We start from the raw sequence: 17,811 nt of genomic DNA on the forward strand, positions 1-17,811 counted from the left end.
GATCAGGAACGAGTAGGTGACCTCGTCCCCGACCTCCACCCCCTGGGCGGGTGAGACCGACTTGGTGAGCGTGAGCTCGGGGTCCTGCGGCGTGGGCACGACGGCGGTCGAGGGGGTCGGGTCGGGCAGCTCGGTGCCCGGAGGTGGCGTGCCGGTGGCGGTGACGGTGTTGGTCACCTCACCGGCGTCGATGTCGGCCTGGGTGAGGGTGTAGGTGGCGGTGTTGGTCACCTCGCCGGCGTCGACGTCGGCCTGGGTGAGGGTGTAGGTCGCGGTGCAGACGACCTCGGCCCCCGGGGCCAGGGACACCGGGCTGCCCGGGCAGGACGCGACGGGCGCGGTGCCGGTGCCGGAGAACTGCTCCTCGACGACCTCGACGCCGCTCAGCGGGGCGTCACCGGTGTTGCGCACCTGGAAGGAGTAGCTGACCTGGTCGCCGGCGTCGGGGCCGTCGCCGTCGAGGTCGACCACCTCGCTGACGGACTTGGTCAGGGCGATGCCGGGGGTCAGGGCCTCGTTGGTGATGGTGCAGGCGTAGCGGTCGCCCCGACCCGCCGTGGGCAGGGTCCAGCTGGGTGCCGTGCCCATCACCGGCACGGCCACCCCGGTGACGGTGTTGCTGCAGATGATCTGCGGGGCCTGGTAGTCCGCGAGCGTCCCCGGCCCGGCGGCCAGCCGCTCCGAGACCGTGTAGTTGATGCCGGGGGCTGCGATCACCTGACGGGTGCTGACCCCGCTGGCGGTCCCGCTGGTGGTCGCCGAGGCGACGGTGAGCGGGCCGAGGGAGATGCTGACGGCGAACTGGTCGCCGGGGTAGGCCCGCGAGCGGAGGTTCTTGGTCACCTGGAGCGTCGGGCCGAGGTCGAGGGTCACCCGGTGGTCCTCGACCTCGCCGGAGCGGGCCAGGGACGTCGGCCCGGCCAGGTCGGCCGGGTCCTGGGCGAGCCGGAGCCGCATGAAGGTCGAGGAGCCGACCGGCTGGCCGACCACGGAGTCGGGGATGCTCGGCCAGGTCACCGTGGCGGTCCCGCCGGCGCAGGTGCTGGTGCCGGAGCGCTCCCCGGCGTCCAGGAAGTCGCCGTCGACGTTCCAGTCGATCCACCCGGCCACCGAACCGCCGGCCGGTCCGCAGGCGACGGTGGCGGAGTAGGAGGACCCGACCGCGCCGGTGACGGACGTGCCGCTGCGCAGGCCGTCCTCGTCGTCGGCAGGCCCGAACACTCCGTTGCCGCTGGCGTCGTCACCGGTGGCGTCGGCCGAGGATGAGGCGGCGGTCTCGGGGTCGAGGTTCGCCCCCATCCGGATCGCCGGCGGGGCCGCGGTGCCTAGCGCGAAGGTGGTGTCGGACACCCGCGTGGGGACGCCCGCCGCGAGGGTGCCGCCGTTGAAGCCGAAGGATCCCAGGTGGGCGGCGTCGCCGTAGTTGGCCGGGGCGTCGCCGTGGTCGGCGGCGAGCACGACACCGAGGGCGACGGCGGACTTGCCGCCACCGCGCAGCCCGACCCGGGCGCTGGTCGAGCCCTCCATGAAGGCGACCGCGGCCGGGCCGCTGGTGCAGAGCGCGGTGGCGGGTCCGGCCAGGGTGAGCTCGTTCGTGGCACTGCGGGTCGCCACCGTGGAGGCGGTGCAGCCGGGGGTGCGGTAGCGGTCGATGATCCGCCAGGTGGCGTCACCGACCGGGTCGGCGGTGACGTACTCGGCGCCTCCACTCTGCTCGGCGTCGGCCACGACGAGACCGGCCAGCGGTACCGGCGTGCCGGAAAGCGTGGCCGAGCAGCTGAAGTCGAACTCGACCAGGGCGCCCTGTGCCCAGTTGGACAGGGCGTTGACCAGGGTGTTGCTGGCTCCGGTGCCGCCGACGTTGTACATCTCGTCCAGGGCGTCGCCTCCCCAGTTGCCGGGCCGGTAGGCCTGCAGGAAGGGCGAGGTCTGGCCGGGCTGGGTGCTGGTGATGCGGCTGGTGGTGCAGGTCACCACCAGCGGCTGGCCGCCCACGATGCGGCTGCTGGTGCCCGTGAAGCCCCCGTTGGGCAGGTTCTGGTTGTTGCTGCCCCAGACCACCCAGTCGATGGCCTCCAGGAAGCGTCCGGCGCCGCCGGTGGCGACCGCGGCCTCCGCCTGCGGTGCCGCGCCGACCAGCACGGTGAGGCCGGCGAGCAGGACCGCGAGCGTGCCGGCCACCCCCCGGCGGGCGACGGCTCGACGGCGGGAACGAGTGCTTCTGGACAGCATGGAGCCCACTTCCGTGTCAGGCCCCCGCCCAGTCCACGCCCGCGCCGGTCGGCTCGGGCGAGCACACTCTGTCACCGCCCGGGAGTCCTTGCCAAGACTCGGCGGGTCGCTGGGCAGAATGGCGTCGGACGGGCGTTGGCCGTCGTCCCCGGCTGTGGAAGGACCCCTCCGGCCGAGGCCGGGTCGGCGGCGGTGCCGTACTCGTGGGGAAGATCTCGCCGACACGTCCTCCACGAGGTCTTCCAGGGTTCGCAAAGGGCCGCTGGACGAGACCACCAGCATCGCCGAGTCGGTAGGGCAGGGCCTGCGGCTGCACCTCCTCCCGCTACCCGGTCGTGGACACGTCGATCGACGACATCATCGAGGCGGCCGCAGGGGACCCGGAGGAGCCGGTGCTGCTCATGACAGCTCCTTCTCGGTGTCGCGGATCTGGTCGGTGTGGTCGGTGTCGGGACGCTGCTGGTCCCCACGGGTCTTCAGCAGGCTGGCCACGGTGGCGACGGTGATGGTCGCGGCGATGAAGAGCAGCGAGAACCAGATGGGGATCTCGGGCGCCCACCCGAACGGCTGGCCGCCGTTGAGGAAGGACAGCTCGTTGACGTGCAGCGCGTGCAGGACGAGCTTCACCCCGATGAAGGCGAGGATGACCGCCAGCCCCTGGGCCAGGTAGACCAGGCGCTCGAGCAGCCCGCCGATGAGGAAGTACAGCTGCCGCAGCCCCATCAGGGCGAACGCGTTGGCGGTGAAGACGATGTAGGCCTCGCTGGTGAGCCCGTAGATGGCGGGGATGGAGTCGAGGGCGAAGACGAGGTCGACGAAGCCGATGGCGATGATGGTGAGCAGCAGGGGGGTGGCCCACCGCCGACCGTCCTGACGGACCGTGAGCCGGTCCCCGTGGTACTCCTCGGTGACGGGCAGCACGCGCCGGACGAGGTGCATCAGCCGGCTGTCGGCGGGGTTGCCCTGGTGGCCACCTCTCGCCTGCTGGACGGCCAGCAGCAGCAGGAACCCGCCGAAGATGTAGAAGACCCACGAGAAGTTCTCGATCAGCGCGGCGCCGACGGCGATGAACGCGCCGCGCATGATGAGCGCGATGACGATGCCGATCATCAGCACCTTCTGCTGGTACATCCGCGGGACCGCGAAGGCGCTCATGACGATGAGAAACACGAAGAGGTTGTCGACCGACAGGGCCTTCTCGGTGAGGTAGCCGGCGAAGTACTCCCCGCCGTAGGTCCAGCCCGAGACGACGCCGACCCCGACGCCGAACAGCAGGGCCAGACCGATGTAGAAGACCGACCAGCGGGCGGACTCACCCAGCGTGGGTTCGTGCGGCTTGCGGACGTGGGCGTAGAACTCGTAGACGAAGAAGGCGATCGTGACGGCGATGGTGACGGCCCAGACGAGCAGGGTGACGTTCAACAAGACTCCTGGCGTTGTGGTCAGCGCCAAGGTCTTCCCCGTCCCCGTGCGACCGGAGACCGGCGGCCCGGGATGCGATGCGCACATCCGTAGTGACGAGCCGACCGAGCTGGAGTACTCCCCTTGCGATCCGGAAGAGTACCTGACCCGATCCAGTGCCCGCTCCGGCGAGCGCCTGCCCGGCCGCCGGACGCCTCGGTGCCAGCAGGGCGCTGATGACCGGCGGTGTGGGAATCCGGTCGTGGTGGGCCCCGTGGGGATGGAACCCACAACCCGCGGATCTGTTGCTGCGCCTAGGGCCACTGGCGACCTCCGAAGCAATCTGCGGGTGAGTGCCTGCCCCGTTCGGTCCAGGGTGACCTCAGTTGACGTGCATTAGTCCCCACATGAGTCCCCACGAGGTTGGTGGGTTGAGCCACGAGCGACCGGGCGGTCAAGGGCGCGCTTACGAACCAAAACGCTTCGCCCTCAGTTCATCTGGGCTGATGATCGGGCGGTGTTGGTGTAAGACCCGGTGGCAAGTAGGGCAGAGGAGGGCGAGGTCGTTCAAGCCAGTGACGCTTTCGCCGAGCTGGTGTAGTGGTACGACGTGGTGGACATCGATTACGCCCTCGATGCCGTAGGCCTCCGATGAGTCGAAGTCGCAGACCTCGCAGGCGAGGCGACCGGTCGTCCTGAGGACTGCTGCCCCCTTCTTGGCGACCAACTTGCGGTCCCGTTCGTAGCGACGGTGCTCTCGGAACAGGATGCGCCCCTCCGGAGCCTCGTACTCCTCCTCTTCGCCGGTGTCTGTCGGGGCATCGTCGGTCGCACCTTTGACCCGTATGAGGGCCACCGCGTGCGCCAGCTCGTCCGGCCGCTGGGACCAGTCTGTCCAGACCTTCTTGTCGCGGGCCCACCGTGGTCCATGCCCCGACTCTGGCGCGATGGGTCGATCGAGGAGAAGTTGTGAAGCTTGAGCGCGACGCCCAAGGGGTTGCGGAAGCGCGGTCGGGCCCGAATCGTGGCGGGGAAGACGCGGAGCGATCGGAGTTCCGTGCTGAGGTCGGTGACGACCTTGGTTGTGGGGCTGTAGGAGATCCGGCCTCGAGTGCGTAGGTACAGGTCGAGAGCGAGCATCAGCTCGTCGATGGACCAGTCGGGCAGGCTGACTGGACGGGTGACGCGGAACCCGAGCCTCTCGAGACGGTTGGCGACGGTGCTGTCACCGCCCGAGAAGGCGTCAGCCTTCAACAGCACGCCGTGCTGGTAAAGGTGAGCGACACCCGCCACCGCCTTCGAGTCGTACTGCTTGTTCTCGAATACCACGAAGTACTCCTTGGCGGGCGCGAAGCCATACTTCTTGAGGAACGCATCTCGGCCGCTCTCCTCGAACTCCGCTATCGCGTGACGAACGGCTTCGGGGTCGGACAAGTCTGCGAGCGCCATGACGCAAGAGCCTAATGCTAGGGGCGGCCCGGGAGCAGGACGGCCGCTACTGAGAGGCGAATGACAGCGGCGGCGCACGTCCTCCACCCGGCTCATGAGGAGCCGACGGGTCTTGAACGCCAGCTGTCGTCGCTGCCAGCAGGCGATACACCAGGTTGAAGTCACTGGAAGTTGCCGACGCCTTGGACAGGAGGGCTGGCCCCCCGACCGGGGGAAACCTCACCGCAGGCGTTACGAATTGGTGCCCCCTCGCTTTCCAACTCCGTAGGTGCCTGTGCGGTGCCGTATACGCAGGTCCAGGCGGCGCCGTGTGTCCGGGCGAACGGTGCTGAACGCCGACGACTGAGACCAAAGTGAGACCGATGCGCGAAGCGACCACCTGATCCGTAGGTCGAAGAAGCGCTCGTGAGCGTTTGCCCTCGCCTATTTGGCCCTGCTCCGCGCTCGTGATCGTCTGCCTGAGTCCATGGGTCCGTCAGCCGTGGCTGTCACCGTTGCTGTCAGCGCGAACCATCTGGGGGACGCGGCCGGGACCGCACAGTGCCGGTGGTGACGCCGAGCTCGATGGTTCAGTGGCGACGCGACCCAGGCGCCGCGCTGAACCGTGCGCGTCTCGTATGCTGCAACGCAAGGCCACAGGAGGTTGCAGGCGTGCCCACTAACTCTTTTCGACTATTCTTGGTGTCGTTGCATGACGGGCAGGTTCGGAAGCCGCAGAAGTTCTCCGACGCAGCTGCGCGATTGTAACGCCGCGTCCTAACGTGGACTATCGTGATCAAATTTGCGCAGATGTAGCCTCCGCCGCAAGCAGTACCTTCGCTTTTGGCAAGACAAGCGACGAGACGGGCGACGATGCACCGACCGTGCGGTGATGGTGTTCTGGCGGACCCCACCGGATCACAGCCCGACGTGCCGATGAGGGGTCTTGCGAACTACACGGGTACCGAGCCGTGCTGTACGCGCGAGATGATGACAACAGGGGGCTGCTGGCAGTTGAGGTAAGAGGTCGCTTTTGCCCGAAAGAACAGATAGTACGGGCGCTCCGGAAAGCCAGCGACGTTCCATGGTCCTTGATATTGCATAAGGGTGTCGCGGACAAGGTCGCTGTCCTGGCTTATATCGAGCGAGCTGAACCACAGTCTATTGAGTTTCTTGAGTACGGCATTGCAAGTGACGGGCAACGCCAGCCTCCAAGGCGAAAGTCGCTGAAGGTCATGGAGATGAGTTCGGGCTTTCTGTCCAAGGTGCGGAACGAGTTGAAGACCTGGCCGACGCTGGGAGCGGGCAAGAAAACCTCAGCTGTCGCGAAGGCTATGAAACAGTTCGTCTTGACCGAAACAGTGGCTATCGATTTTGATGATGTTGCTGTTGAGGTAGACGACGGCAACATGCAGAGACGACTAACGCCGCGAACCGATTATTCACGGTTCACGTACTCTCTCGGCGACGACCTCGTTGACGATGACGTGTTCTTTCGGGAGGCGGAGGCTGCTTGCGCGCAGCTAATAGCCGACGTGCAATCCCTTGCGGAAGAGGATTCGAGGAGTAGGCTGTCTACCTGGTCGTCGGGAGGGATAACCAATGCTGGACCGCTTCAATGTGGGTCCGTTGCTTCGTGATCACGTTCGTTCTACGTGGGACTTACGGTACGAGCGGCCTGACTGGGTAGCGCGCTTCGCGCTTCTGGGAGTGCCTGTAGTCGCCGGCGCCGTGAGCTGGGTGATTGGTTGGGAGATCGGCCGCCCGGAGTTTTTGGCTCCCGTAGCCGGATTGCTGTCGGGCGCCCTCTTTGGCGCTGTGGGTCAACTTTTCTCCATCCGGGCGCGCATTGCAGATAGCGTAAGTTTGTCTTCCAATGGGCGCCTAAGGTCTCACTTTCGCGAATCGGTTAGTGGGTTACTCCTGGCTTCCCTAAGCTCTCTGCTATTGGCATTACTGTCCGCGGTACTTGCGCTTTTCACTGCTTCAAGCAGCGGAGTGGATCCGATCACTGGACTGATTGCGACGTGGCGACACCAAGTTCTGCTTGCAGGTACTGCCGTCTGCGTCTTCCTCGTGAGCTTCACTCTCATTCTGTTTTGGAAGATGATCCGTCGGCTCTACACCAGCTATCTTGAGGCTTTCGAAGGCGGTCAGTATCTTGATACCGACAGAGCCCGCATGCTGCAGGGCAGGCAGCTCTCGCGGATGGACGGGGAAAGTTCGTTGTCATCGTCGCGGCCGGCAGGAGGTGAGCCGAGGAAGCCAAGCAGTTCGTAGCGCCGCCCATGCTTCCGCTGGGCGAACTGCGCGACCGAGGTCATGGCCTGGTGCAGGGAGGAAGTCGTTCAGGCGTCACGGCATCGGGCATAGTTTGCAAGTACCAGTCCTGCCGGCCGCTGCATACTTCGCGGTCCAGCAACTTGTTGTTGCGGACGTATTGGACTATGCGGGGCCTGTCGAGAAGTATCACCGCCTCTCCTTCACCTTCACGGAGCACGTAAGCCACAATGGTGGAACCCTTCTCGAAACGGAGATTCTCTGTTGGCATCCAAGCGATGCCAACCATGGCTGCGCCGACGAGCTGAGGCAGTAGTGCTACAAACAAAAACTCGTAGCGCGTGAGAGTGAACTTCCCCGAGTCTGTGCTGTAGGGAATACCGAACCATCTTGCCAACAGGGCGGCCAAAGCACCGGCTAGAACGGCCAAACCCAACTGAAATACGGGCAATGCGACAACTGCAAACAGCAACAATGTAAAGGTGGTTAGCACAATAACAAGGTTGGTGCCTTCTCGTCGAGCTATTCGAGCAAATAGGTACATCAAGGCCACCTGTAGCAAGATGGCTAGGACAGTCGGGAGGGTGGCCATAGCCGCCCCTATCAGCACGGTCGAAGTGCTTACGTTATGAACGACGGCGAGCGCGACCTCGGGATGCCATCGACTGAACGCCAGCACGTTGATCGCGGTGGCGAAGATCGCAGCGAAGCCGACGAGCAGCCCTAGATGGTCCTGCCACGGGGGAATGGTTATGCGCACCTATGGACCCTAACTGCCGCAAGGACCGGCCGGCAGCGAGCGCCAGCGAGCGAGGACACGGACCGCAGCGGTGGCGCGGCGGAGCCGCGCTCTTGACTAGATAGAGGCAGATTCGACAGACCTGCGAACTGGGCGCACAGACGTGCCGGACGACGCCTTCCAGGCCGTCAGAGTGCTGGCCGACCATCGCGGTGTGCGGCCGTGCCAGCCGTCCGGGGGAGGCCATATCCCGCCGGTGCGGTACGTGCGCACGGTGTCGTAGCTCAGCCCGACGAGAGCGGCTGCCGCCCGCGTGTCGAGGGTGGCCTCGCCGGCCACCTGGTCGCGCCAGGTCGGCTGTGTGCGCAGCCACGCCCGCACCTGCCTGGCGTCCCAACGGCCCCGAGGGCCTGGAGCGGGGAACCCCGGGAGAGCACACAGGCGCTCAACCCCAGCGGGGTGCAGCCGTAGATGCTGAATGAGGCTCTCGCGGGTCCACCACGTGACCCGACGAGGAGGTCGGTCGCGACCGTTGCGCACCCAGGCGCTGACGTCGTCTGGGAACCACCAGTACCCGTATCCGGTCCGGCCCGTCGGCGGAGGCAACGTCGGGCCAGCGGTGTTCGGACGGCCGGGGGAGAATAGGTCGACCACTGCGGGCCGGCGCAGCACCGCAGCCTCGAAGCGGCCCTCCAAAGCCCGCCAATCCTCCTCGGGCCGTCGCTGCGCGCCTGTGGCTCGATCGACCTGCGCCGCTGGGATCCCGGCCACGGAGATCATTCGCCTCAGGCGGGCCCTCCTGATCGAGAGCCGCGCTGCGGCCACCGTCAACGGCCAACCCGCCGCCAACTCCGGCGAAGGAGCGGCTGGGGGCAGCACGGCGCGAGCCTCGTCACGGAACCGGTACACCGTCCGCGCGCCCAGGTCGTGGTCCTGCAGCAGCCGGGTCAGCTCGGGCACCGTGGTGCCCGGATCGCGGCGCAGCTCCGCCTTGACCAGCTCGAGCTGGCGCGCCCGTCGCGCCGGACGCTGCGAACGAGTCCGCGGCACCGGAGGGTTCAGTGGGCGGCGTCGTAGGCCTTGCGTACCTCGGCCGGCACGCGGCCGCGGCCGCTGACCTCCATGCCCTGCTCGGCCGCCCAGGCCCGCACCTCAGACCCGCTCGGCCGGCCGGTCTGAGCCGAGGAGGAGGTGGCCCGGCCGGTGCGCCGGCCGGCGATCCGCCGGGCGTGCCCGACCCAGGCCACGAAGGCGCCGCGCAGGTCCTCAGCGTTGCTGGAGGACAGATCGATCTCGTAGGTGACCCCGTCCAGCCCGAACTGGACTGTCTCGTTCGCCGGCCCCTGGTCCAGGTCGTCGGTCAGGCGGATCTCCCCGCGCTGGGCCATTCGGTCACTCCATTCGATCGGTGATATCGGTAGGAACTATTCGACCACAAATGGGGTAGGCGGCTCAGATTGCGACGGGTGTGGCGTGATCGGTGGCCATCGGGCGGAGCTGCGTTGCAGGGAACCACCCGAGTAGGTGCCGAAGCCGACGTCGCTGTCGGGGCTAAAGCGGGTGGGGTGGCTGCAGGTCACCGCGCCCCACCACTCACCGTTACGGTTCTGCCAGCACGTGAGCGTGCCGACCGCCTCGTAGGTCACCGGCCCGGGACGGTGCGGCCGCTGTTGACGTCGCGCGGGCCGGTCGGGTCGGGGAAGACGACGACCACCGACCGGGGGAGTCCCTCGTACGAGCTGGCCAGCACCTTCATCGGGTCAGGATGCGCCGCTGGCTCACCGCTCACAAGTCCGGCTAGGCGCTGCGGCAGCCAGTGCCGGTCGGGGTGGGGTCGTCCCTCTGAATCCTGGCAGACCAAGGGCTTCGTGACCGTAGCCGCAGCCGGGGCAAACGGCAAGTGCTTTGGTGGAGCCGATCTAAGGCCGCCTGTGCCCCCAAATCAATAGACAGTGAACTCGTCTCCCGAGACGCGGAAGCCACCCGAGCCATCAATAGTCGAGCACGCTACGGCTGTCGCTGAAATCTCACAGCTCAACGGTGTGCCGTACTCGCCCCCATCCAGGTCCGTAGGTGCAGTCGTGACGAAGCCAAGCTCTGCTACGGCCGGGACCTGCTCAGGGTCCACTGGGACGACGCATGCCCTACTCGCCGGCTGCAACGTGTCCCAGTAGATCGAAGAGGCTCCCTCACACCCGTGATCCTCCGCCACCCAATCTTCTGAATAGTTCGTGCACGTCACAATCGAGCTCTCTGCCGCAGGTGCGAACTGGCAAGCGATGGTGCCGTCTTGGGTCTTGAAGCCACCACCACGTCCCCCATCGACGTCGCCGTACAGCTCTTGCCACTCCTCGGAAGTGACCATGTCGGGGTTAGTGTCGCCCTTACTTTGCTGCGAACCATCACCGAGGAGATCGAGGAGCTCGATGACTTTGGTGCCCGGCGTGGTCCTCACCAACAGAGCCTTGCCGGTGACGCACATCGAATACACATCGACGCTCTCATTGGCAGAAACTGGATCGTCATCATCAGCCGGGACGGTTCCGCGCCAAACCTCGGCGGGACCGGATGAGAGTTCGGGGGCAGCTTCCATCCCGGATAGACGAGGGCAGAACGTTGGGTCGTCGGTCGCGAGTTCTGCGATGTAGGCGTTATGCCCTTCGACAGAAGCGACTCCCTGGAGGAAACAATCGTGCGTGACGGCGGTACCAGGCAGCGTCCGGTCACTGGCTGTGCTTTGACTACGTGAAGCGCCCAACGCTGTCTGGTACTCGTTGCAGGCGGATGAGGCCGGTAGGCCCTGCCAGGGATCGCCGACCGCCGTCAGCGCGTCGAGGTTTGGCGCCGAGCGCGTCGGCATCTCCGCCAGCGGAGTCGTAGCACTGGGAGTAGCCGAGGCGTCGGGTAATGCTGGGTCAGAGGTAGCCATTGACGGCCCGCTGCAGCCGGTGAGAACGACGGTAGCGACGGCCCAGACCACGAACAGGCCCGCGAGGCGGCGTCGAGGTGTGCTCAACATGGCCGGTAGGTCTTCCCGCCTGGGTTGTAGCAGCGGTTGCCGGTGTAGCCGGGACCGCCGCCACCACCGGATTGCCCGTCGCCGCTGTCGTAGCTGTCGTTGCCGCTCGCGCCTTCAGAGGAGTCGTCGTAGGACTGCTGCTCGTCCTCTTCGGCGGCAGCCTGACGCGCAGCCTCCTCGGCGGCTGCGGCGGCTTCCGCTTCCTCACGGAGAAGGGCGGCGTGGCGGGTCTCGAAGTCGTCCCACCAGCCATTGACGATGGCGTCGACCTGACGCTGCCGCTCGGCCAGCTGCTGCTCTTCGATGACTGCTGCGGCGTCGTCGCGGACATCAAGCAACTCGGCGTAGCTGGTGACGGCCTCGTTGTGGTGGCGGGCCAACGTCTCGCGGCTGGCTATGACGGCGTCTCCGTCGCGGAACATCCACGAGGAGGCCCGCATGGTGTTGTCGAGCCGGCTGGACTCGTTGAGGGTTTCGGCGAGCGCCTCGGCGGCTTCTTGCAAGGCGATGACCGCATCCACCTCAAGGGTGTCCTCGACATCCACTTCTGCTGCGACCGCCGCGGCGGCCGCCTCAGCGGCGTCAAGATCGTCGGCGACGGTCGCCACCTGCGTGACTGGGCTGCACTCCAGGGTCGGGTGCCAGCCGCCAACAGCGGCATCGCGCGCTGCTGCTTCGGCGGCCGCGACCTCGTCGAAGTAGTCGTCCTGGCCGTCATAGGTGACCGCCCGACCAAATCCGGCACGGGCGATCTCGGCGTTGATCAGCGTGTCGGTGAGGAACACCCCGGCGACGGTACGCCCGTAGCGGTCAAGCTCGACGGTGTCGGTGCGCAGCTCCACGCCAGTTCCGGCCGGTAGGAGTTGCTCAAGAAACTTGGTCGCCTCGGGTCCAAGGCACCCCACTGGCTCGTCGGGGTGTCTTGTCTCCGGAGTGTCGACGTTCATCAGCCGCACAACCACGGTCTGACCGTCCTCGTCGACTTCGATGGTGTCGCCGTCGATGACGCGCACCACCATGACGTGACGATCTTCAACGGCTTGCGACACCCCAATACTGACCCCGGCGGCCACTGCTGTCGCGCCGATGAGGCCGAGCGCGTACCGAGAGAAGCCCATTGCCCACCTTCACCTATGCGGGGTCCCCTCCCCGGCTTGTCGAGAAGTGTAGAACTCAACGCCGACGTAATCGGTACGACGGCAGGTTCCCGACCACGGGGGGCCACCGAGCGGTGGCAACCCGGCCCGAAGTGGCAGCGACGCCGGCAGCGTCGAAACGGAGGCTCTAGCATGCAGGCAGCACGGTGCACGTGCCGGTGAAGGGGACGCGGATGGACAAGCAGTGGGACGACGACCTGTCCCAACGGGTGCGCGATGTCCACCGGCTGACGCCTGAGGCATTCGTGATGCGTGTTCGACGCGTCAGCGTGTGGCCCGACGCGGATGCGGCCGCACGACCACCGACGCAGCGGCGGCGGCGGGACCAACTTCCCATCCCTGCCGCACGGGTGTGGGCGCAGCGTCGCCTGACCCAACTGGTCTGCGCTGTGGGTGCGCTCGTCATACTCGCCTGCCTCGTCCTGCTGCCAGACTGGACGGCGCTGATCGCAATCGGGGGGACGCTGATCGCGGCTCAAGTGACGTGGGCGAGGGCCAGCGCCTGGCGAAAGCTGCGCCCACAGACCGAGGGCGGACTTGTGAAGAGCGATCCGGTCGGGCTGTTCGTGGCGTGCTTGCACCGCACCAACCAGGCATCGTGGTCTGCTGGGGTGATCGTGGTGGCGCACGACCTCGTGCAACGCATCCTGTCGCGGCGAGTGTGGTCGAACGCCCAGGCTCAAATGGCTGTTGGCCACGTCGACCTGCACCGCGAACTCGCTCAGATCGCCGCCGACGCCGACTGGCTGTGGACGTTGACCGCGGACATGCCACTGACAGCTGACCTGCTCCCAGAGACGCGCGAGGCGCTGCGTCCGCTCGCGCTCGACCAAGCCCGGATCGAGCGGTCGCTGATGGCGCGGCTACAGCAGCTAAGAAGCATCGACGTCGAAGCGGCGCGGCTGGCGCGCCAGCTCGACGAACTCGAACTGGTCGACCGTATCTACGCCCGCCACGGCGAGTTGCAGAACCTGCTCAGCGACGCCGCCTCTCGCAGCGAAGCAGGGCAACTGGCCGAAACGTCCGAGCGGCTTCGCCTCGAGCAGGAGGCGGTCCGGGTCGGGGTTCGTCGCCTCGGTGAACTCACTGCAGGGTTGAGCAAGCTCGCCGACACTTGAGATGAAACCTTGCCGCATAGACGCCGGGCACCCCCAGCGGATGCTGACGGTTGTGGTCGTTGTCGACTAGTTCGGCGCGCCACACTCGTGGCCGTAGATGCGGTGGAGGAAGGTGCTGGCACGCTCGTCGGGGTGGATCGGGATCCTCTCTGCGCAGTGCATGCACTTCGCGCCCCGCCACTGGCCGAGTTCGTCCGGCCTCGCGAACTGTGCTTCCCGGAGCGTGAAGGTGAACTGAGCAAACGACACGTCGAAGGAGTCGGCCATCAGGCCATGCTGCCAGGCAGTGTGAGGCCTTGCGGGTGGTCGCTCGGTGACGATGGGTTTCAAGCGGCCAGCCCTAGGGAGTCTCAGAGCCCGATGTCGTCGTAGCCCTCCAGCTGGCGCCAGCGGCCGCTGGTCGCACTCTTCACGTCCAGCCGGTCCACCACGGCTAGCGAGCCGAAGTCGAGCCCGGTCATGTCGGCGATGGCAGCCACGGGCACCTGGAAGGTGCGCCACGGCCCGAGCAACGGTTCCTGGTCTGCGGCAGCACCCTGGAGGTCGATGTCGTCGAGCTCGGGTGACTGGTCCAGCAGGTAGCCGGTGCTGTGCAGCTCATCGTCTTGGACGCAGGCGGCCACCTTCCAGAACCGGCGGGGTAGTTGGATGCCGCGGTAGCGCTGGTCGGCTTGGGTCGAAGACGCAGCCGGTGAGGGTGCTGAGGCGGAGGTTGGTGGCATCGGCGGCTTCGAGGAGGTAGTTCTCCAGGCCGAGCCACAGCTGGTCGGACTGGTTGAACCCGGCCGCCTGGGGGGCGGCGTTGGTGTAGGCGAAGGTGTCCCGGTTCGCCTGGGCGGCGGTGCCGCGCTCGCCCCAGACCGGGTCCCGCCGGCGGACCAGATGTCCCGTGACCTCTACGCCGGGGTGACCAGACGTCTGACCATCCCCGCCATCGGTGGGCTGCGGCTGGAGGAGTTGACCGCGCCGACCCTGGATCGGTTCCTGCAAGAAATCCTGCTCCAGAAGGGACCGGCGACTGCGAAGCTATGTCGGGCGGTGCTGTCTGGTGCTTGCGGTTGGCTGGTCCGCCAGGGTGGCCTTTCGACGAATTCCGTCCGCGACCTGACGCCGATCGAACTGGAGGGTGGACGGACGGCGAAGGCGCTGACCCTGGAGGAGGTGCGGCGCTGGCTGGCCCGGTTGGACGGTGACGAGTTCGCTCGCCGTCATGACCTCCCTGAGCTCGCGTGGTTCATGCTGGCTACCGGTCTCCGAGTTGGCGAAGCGGTCGGGGTCACGTGGGCGGACGTGGATCTGGACGCTGGGGTCGTGATGGTGCAACGAACCATCGTGCCCGTGGCCGGTCAGGGACTGGTGGCAAAGCGGGTGAAGTCCAAGGCGTCGGAGCGGGGCCTCATCATGCCGGCGTGGTGCGTGACGCTGCTGCGTGCGCGGCGGGTACGCCTCGGAGCGTTCGAAGGTCCGGTGTTTCCTGACAGCCGCGGCGGGTGGCGCGACCGGGGTAATGTGGGCGAGGCCTTCCGCCGGGTTCGCGGGGACGACTTCGATTGGGTCACGACCCACACGTTTCGCAAGACAGTCGCTACTTTGCTCGACGAGAGCGGCGCCACGGCGCGGATGATCGCTGACCAGCTCGGGCACTCGCGGGTGTCGATGACGCAGGACGTGTACCTGGGTCGTCGCGCTGCGAACGCGCCCAATGCGGTGGCCCTGGAGGCCTACGACCCCGACCTGGCGCGTCCGGCGAAGTGAACACATCAGTCCCCGGACTAGTCCCCATGAGGGGTGCAGCCGGGTCTTCGGATGCCCGCTGTTGTGCGGTTTCAGTGGGCCCCGTGGGGATCGAACCCACAACCCGCGGATTAAAAGTCCGCTGCTCTGCCAGTTGAGCTAGAGGCCCGGCAGCCGCCGTGGGGCGTCGTCGACTCTGCTGCGCGACCGCCCGACGGCTCCGACGGACCCGCGGGTCCGCAGCGCCGACGGTACCGCACCGGCTCGCGGCGACGACCGTCGCCGGAGGTCGGCGCCCCGGGGGAGCCGTTAGCTCGCGACCTCGATCAGGAGGGCCCCGAGTGCGGCGACGACCGTGGCGATCATCGCCACCTGGTCGACACCGAGCTGGGCGGCGCCCATCGGGATGCACTGGATGGTCAGGGGACCGAGCGGGTAGGGCTCGCTCAGCAGCACCCAGGCCAAGAAGGCCAGGACGGCGCTGCCCAGCGGTGCGCCGAGGAAGGCGGCCACGTGCTTGCTGGTCGAGCTCTGCTCCGTGCCGTCGGCGCTCATCGCCGACCGACCCAGTGACCGGTCGGGCAGACCGGGAGCCGGCCCCTGACAGGACGTCCGCAGCGCCCGCACAACCGCGGCTCGGGAAGTCCGCGACCGCGCAGCACGTCACCGAGGGTCCGGCCCGCGTCACCCACCTCGCTCCCGGCCTCCTCGAACTCCGACCAGCGTCGTCGCCGGCCCAGCAGCCTCTCGCGAAGTCCCATGATCCCCCCGATCACGACGCCTCCGGCAGCGCCAGGAGGCGATACCTGGATCGTCCGCCCGCCTCCCACGGCTGTCAACCACCGGCTGTCGAGCGGGTGCGGCCGGCTCAGGCGGGTACTGCCACCAGCAGAGACGAACGTGCTGAGCCGGCCAGGAGGACCCATGAAGGCGATGACGTACCGAGGCCCGTACCGGGTGCGGGTGCAGGAGAAGGACATGCCCAGGATCGAGCACCCCAACGACGCGGTCGTGCGGATGACCAAGGCCTCGATCTGCGGCTCGGACCTGCACCTGTACCACGGGATGATGCCCGACACCCGGATCGGGCACACCTTCGGTCACGAGTTCATCGGCGTGGTCGAGGAGGTGGGCCCCTCGGTGCAGCGGCTGCAGCGCGGTGACCGGGTGATGGTGCCGTTCAACATCTACTGCGGCTCCTGCTGGTTCTGCTCCCGCGGGCTGTACTCCAACTGCCACAACGTCAACCCCAACGCCACCGCCGTGGGCGGCATCTACGGCTACTCCCACACCACCGGCGGCTACGACGGCGGCCAGGCCGAGTTCGTCCGGGTGCCCTTCGCCGACGTCGGTCCCTCGGTGATCCCGGAGTGGATGGACGACGAGGACGCCCTGATGCTCACCGACGCCTGCTCCACCGGCTACTTCGGCGCCCAGCTCGGCGACATCGTGGAGGGCGACACCGTGCTGGTGCTCGGCGCCGGCCCCGTCGGGCTGTACGCGGCCAAGTCGGCCTGGTTCATGGGGGCCGGGCGGGTCATCGTCATCGACCACCTGGACTACCGGCTGGAACGGGCCCGCACCTTCGCCCACGCCGAGACCTACAACTTCGCCGAGTACGACGACATCGTCGTGCACATGAAGAAGATCACCGACCACCTCGGCGCCGACGTGGCGATCGACTGCGTCGGTGCCGAGGCCGACGGCAACCTGACCCAGCACCTGGCGGCCGCCAAGTTCACCCTGCAGGGCGGCTCGCCGACCGCCCTGAACTGGGCCATCGACTCGGTGCGCAAGGGCGGCACCGTGTCGGTGATGGGCGCCTACGGCCCGATCTTCAGCGCGGTGAAGTTCGGCGACGCCCTGAACAAGGGCCTGACGCTGCGGATGAACCAGGCGCCGGTGAAGCGGCAGTGGCCCCGGCTGTTCGAGCACATCCGCAACGGCCACCTCAAGCCCAGCGAGCTGATCACCCACCGCATCCCGCTGGAGCACATCGCCGAGGGCTACCACATGTTCTCGGCCAAGCTCGACGACTGCATGAAGGTCGTCGTCGTCCCCGACGCGGCCTGACGGCCCGAGTCCCGACGCGAGAACCGAGGAGATCCCGTGGCCTACACCGCCCACCGCCCCCACCCGAACCCGCCCGCCGAGGAGCTGCGCGCCCGCATCCCGGGCTGGGGCGTCGACCTCGACCCGGCCGACCGGCCCTCCACCCCGATGATGCGCTTCGACCCCGAGGCCAGCGGGGCCCACTGGGAGCTCCCCGACCGCCAGCCGGAGGAGCGGCCGCGGGAGCACTCCATCGAGCACGCCGGCGTGACGCCCGTCTTCGGCACCGCGCAGCCCCTGCACGGGGTGTCGGGGGCCATCCGGCGCTACTCCTACGAGCGCTTCAGCGAGGCCCGTGCCGCGCACTGGCTGCTGCTGATCGCGGCCGACCGGGTCGAGTTCGCGGAGTCACGCCTCACCGCGCTGCTGCAGGGGCACCCGGACAACCCGATCAGCGAGACCGGGATCCGGGCCGAGCTGAAGTACGGCGGGATCCGCTCCCGCACCGGACGCAACGCCCGCCGGGTCGACACCGCCCACACCTGGATCGACCCGTTCCTGGTCGCCGCGCCCTGGCTCGGCGGCGCCGCCCTGGCCCTCGGTGCGAACGCGGTCGTCCGGCGGAGCGCCCGGCGGCTGCGCCGCCGCTGA

The 17,811-nt window shown here is 67.5% G+C and carries 17 protein-coding genes and 1 tRNA gene; 5 read left to right on the plus strand and 13 right to left on the minus strand.

Annotation, left to right across the window (positions count from 1 at the left end; all coding sequences use genetic code 11):
* The 4 genes from GC722_RS18875 to GC722_RS18170 all read right to left on the minus strand — a co-directional run.
* Positions 1–2,181, minus strand: a 2,181-nt coding sequence (locus GC722_RS18875; RefSeq protein ID WP_197429825.1) for a CshA/CshB family fibrillar adhesin-related protein, incomplete at its 3' end; no start/stop codon positions are given.
* Between the two features lie 450 nt (positions 2,182–2,631).
* Positions 2,632–3,654 carry a TerC family protein gene (locus GC722_RS05435; RefSeq protein WP_156608570.1) on the minus strand — a complete coding sequence of 341 codons (1,023 nt, stop codon included), beginning with the start codon at positions 3,652–3,654 and terminating at the stop codon, positions 2,632–2,634.
* 445 nt (positions 3,655–4,099) lie between these two features.
* Positions 4,100–4,360 carry an HNH endonuclease gene (locus GC722_RS19455; protein ID WP_408609294.1) on the minus strand — a complete coding sequence of 87 codons (261 nt, stop codon included), beginning with the start codon at positions 4,358–4,360 and terminating at the stop codon, positions 4,100–4,102.
* A complete protein-coding gene (locus tag GC722_RS18170) occupies positions 4,258–5,082 on the minus strand; it encodes a hypothetical protein (protein WP_231747392.1) in 825 nt (274 codons plus the stop codon). Before GC722_RS18170 ends, GC722_RS19455 begins: the two co-directional genes overlap by 103 nt.
* Positions 5,083–6,032: 950 nt before the next feature.
* On the opposite strand from GC722_RS18170, the gene GC722_RS05445 reads away from it, so the two are divergent.
* Entirely contained in the window at positions 6,033–6,701 is a 669-nt protein-coding gene (locus tag GC722_RS05445; RefSeq protein WP_156608572.1) for a hypothetical protein, read from the plus strand.
* Between the two features lie 680 nt (positions 6,702–7,381).
* On the opposite strand, the gene GC722_RS05450 is transcribed toward GC722_RS05445, so the two are convergent.
* The 4 genes from GC722_RS05450 to GC722_RS05465 form a co-directional block, all read right to left on the minus strand.
* The gene (locus GC722_RS05450) at positions 7,382–8,101 is read right to left on the minus strand and encodes a hypothetical protein (RefSeq protein ID WP_156608576.1); all 720 of its coding nucleotides are present in this window, start codon (positions 8,099–8,101) and stop codon (positions 7,382–7,384) included.
* Between the two features lie 1,037 nt (positions 8,102–9,138).
* A complete protein-coding gene (locus tag GC722_RS05455; protein ID WP_156608578.1) occupies positions 9,139–9,468 on the minus strand; it encodes a histone-like nucleoid-structuring protein Lsr2 in 330 nt (109 codons plus the stop codon).
* 554 nt (positions 9,469–10,022) lie between these two features.
* Positions 10,023–10,940 (minus strand): hypothetical protein, encoded by a 918-nt coding sequence (locus tag GC722_RS05460; RefSeq protein WP_156608580.1) that lies wholly within the window; start codon positions 10,938–10,940, stop codon positions 10,023–10,025.
* A gap of 152 nt (positions 10,941–11,092) precedes the next feature.
* Entirely contained in the window at positions 11,093–12,217 is a 1,125-nt protein-coding gene (locus tag GC722_RS05465) for a thermonuclease family protein (protein ID WP_156608582.1), read from the minus strand.
* 212 nt (positions 12,218–12,429) lie between these two features.
* Here GC722_RS05465 and GC722_RS05470 point away from each other — a divergent pair, with 212 nt between their 5' ends.
* A complete protein-coding gene (locus tag GC722_RS05470; protein WP_156608584.1) occupies positions 12,430–13,374 on the plus strand; it encodes a hypothetical protein in 945 nt (314 codons plus the stop codon).
* Between the two features lie 66 nt (positions 13,375–13,440).
* Here GC722_RS05470 and GC722_RS05475 read toward each other — a convergent pair whose 3' ends face one another.
* The 3 genes from GC722_RS05475 to GC722_RS19460 form a co-directional block, all read right to left on the minus strand.
* On the minus strand, positions 13,441–13,641 hold the full coding sequence (locus GC722_RS05475) for a hypothetical protein (protein ID WP_156608586.1): 201 nt from the start codon (positions 13,639–13,641) through the stop codon (positions 13,441–13,443).
* A gap of 83 nt (positions 13,642–13,724) precedes the next feature.
* Positions 13,725–14,024 carry a DNA/RNA non-specific endonuclease gene (locus tag GC722_RS17665; RefSeq protein WP_408609295.1) on the minus strand — a complete coding sequence of 100 codons (300 nt, stop codon included), beginning with the start codon at positions 14,022–14,024 and terminating at the stop codon, positions 13,725–13,727.
* Positions 13,972–14,364 (minus strand): DNA/RNA non-specific endonuclease, encoded by a 393-nt coding sequence (locus GC722_RS19460; protein ID WP_197429828.1) that lies wholly within the window; start codon positions 14,362–14,364, stop codon positions 13,972–13,974. Before GC722_RS19460 ends, GC722_RS17665 begins: the two co-directional genes overlap by 53 nt.
* On the opposite strand from GC722_RS19460, the gene GC722_RS05485 reads away from it, so the two are divergent.
* On the plus strand, positions 14,257–15,129 hold the full coding sequence (locus GC722_RS05485) for a tyrosine-type recombinase/integrase (RefSeq protein WP_156608588.1): 873 nt from the start codon (positions 14,257–14,259) through the stop codon (positions 15,127–15,129). The genes GC722_RS19460 and GC722_RS05485 overlap by 108 nt on opposite strands.
* 75 nt (positions 15,130–15,204) lie before the next feature.
* On the opposite strand, the gene GC722_RS05490 is transcribed toward GC722_RS05485, so the two are convergent.
* Positions 15,205–15,277: transfer RNA gene (locus GC722_RS05490), tRNA-Lys, on the minus strand.
* Between the two features lie 140 nt (positions 15,278–15,417).
* Positions 15,418–15,663: a hypothetical protein gene (locus GC722_RS05495; protein WP_156608590.1), complete on the minus strand. Its 246-nt coding sequence runs from the start codon at positions 15,661–15,663 to the stop codon at positions 15,418–15,420.
* Between the two features lie 369 nt (positions 15,664–16,032).
* Between GC722_RS05495 and GC722_RS05500 the strand changes: the two genes are divergently transcribed.
* Together GC722_RS05500 and GC722_RS05505 are read left to right on the plus strand one after the other, a co-directional pair.
* Positions 16,033–17,181, plus strand: coding sequence for a zinc-dependent alcohol dehydrogenase (locus tag GC722_RS05500; protein WP_156608592.1), 1,149 nt, complete (start codon positions 16,033–16,035; stop codon positions 17,179–17,181).
* 36 nt (positions 17,182–17,217) lie between these two features.
* On the plus strand, positions 17,218–17,811 hold the full coding sequence (locus GC722_RS05505) for a hypothetical protein (RefSeq protein ID WP_197429829.1): 594 nt from the start codon (positions 17,218–17,220) through the stop codon (positions 17,809–17,811).

The organism is Auraticoccus cholistanensis, from assembly GCF_009742705.1.
GTDB classification, from domain to species: Bacteria; Actinomycetota; Actinomycetes; order Propionibacteriales; family Propionibacteriaceae; genus Auraticoccus; species Auraticoccus cholistanensis.

Excerpts from the sequence above, each read along its gene's own strand:
- GC722_RS05455 (WP_156608578.1), bottom strand. The coding sequence starts at position 9,468 with ATGGCCCAGCGCGGGGAGATCCGCCTGACCGACGACCTGGACCAGGGG.
- GC722_RS18170 (WP_231747392.1), bottom strand. The coding sequence starts at position 5,082 with ATGGCGCTCGCAGACTTGTCCGACCCCGAAGCCGTTCGTCACGCGATA.
- GC722_RS05465 (WP_156608582.1), bottom strand. The coding sequence starts at position 12,217 with ATGGGCTTCTCTCGGTACGCGCTCGGCCTCATCGGCGCGACAGCAGTG.
- GC722_RS05500 (WP_156608592.1), top strand. The coding sequence starts at position 16,033 with ATGAAGGCGATGACGTACCGAGGCCCGTACCGGGTGCGGGTGCAGGAG.
- GC722_RS05460 (WP_156608580.1), bottom strand. The coding sequence starts at position 10,940 with ATGCCGACGCGCTCGGCGCCAAACCTCGACGCGCTGACGGCGGTCGGC.
- GC722_RS05470 (WP_156608584.1), top strand. The coding sequence starts at position 12,430 with ATGGACAAGCAGTGGGACGACGACCTGTCCCAACGGGTGCGCGATGTC.
- GC722_RS05485 (WP_156608588.1), top strand. The coding sequence starts at position 14,257 with ATGTCCCGTGACCTCTACGCCGGGGTGACCAGACGTCTGACCATCCCC.
- GC722_RS05475 (WP_156608586.1), bottom strand. The coding sequence starts at position 13,641 with ATGGCCGACTCCTTCGACGTGTCGTTTGCTCAGTTCACCTTCACGCTC.
- GC722_RS05495 (WP_156608590.1), bottom strand. The coding sequence starts at position 15,663 with ATGAGCGCCGACGGCACGGAGCAGAGCTCGACCAGCAAGCACGTGGCC.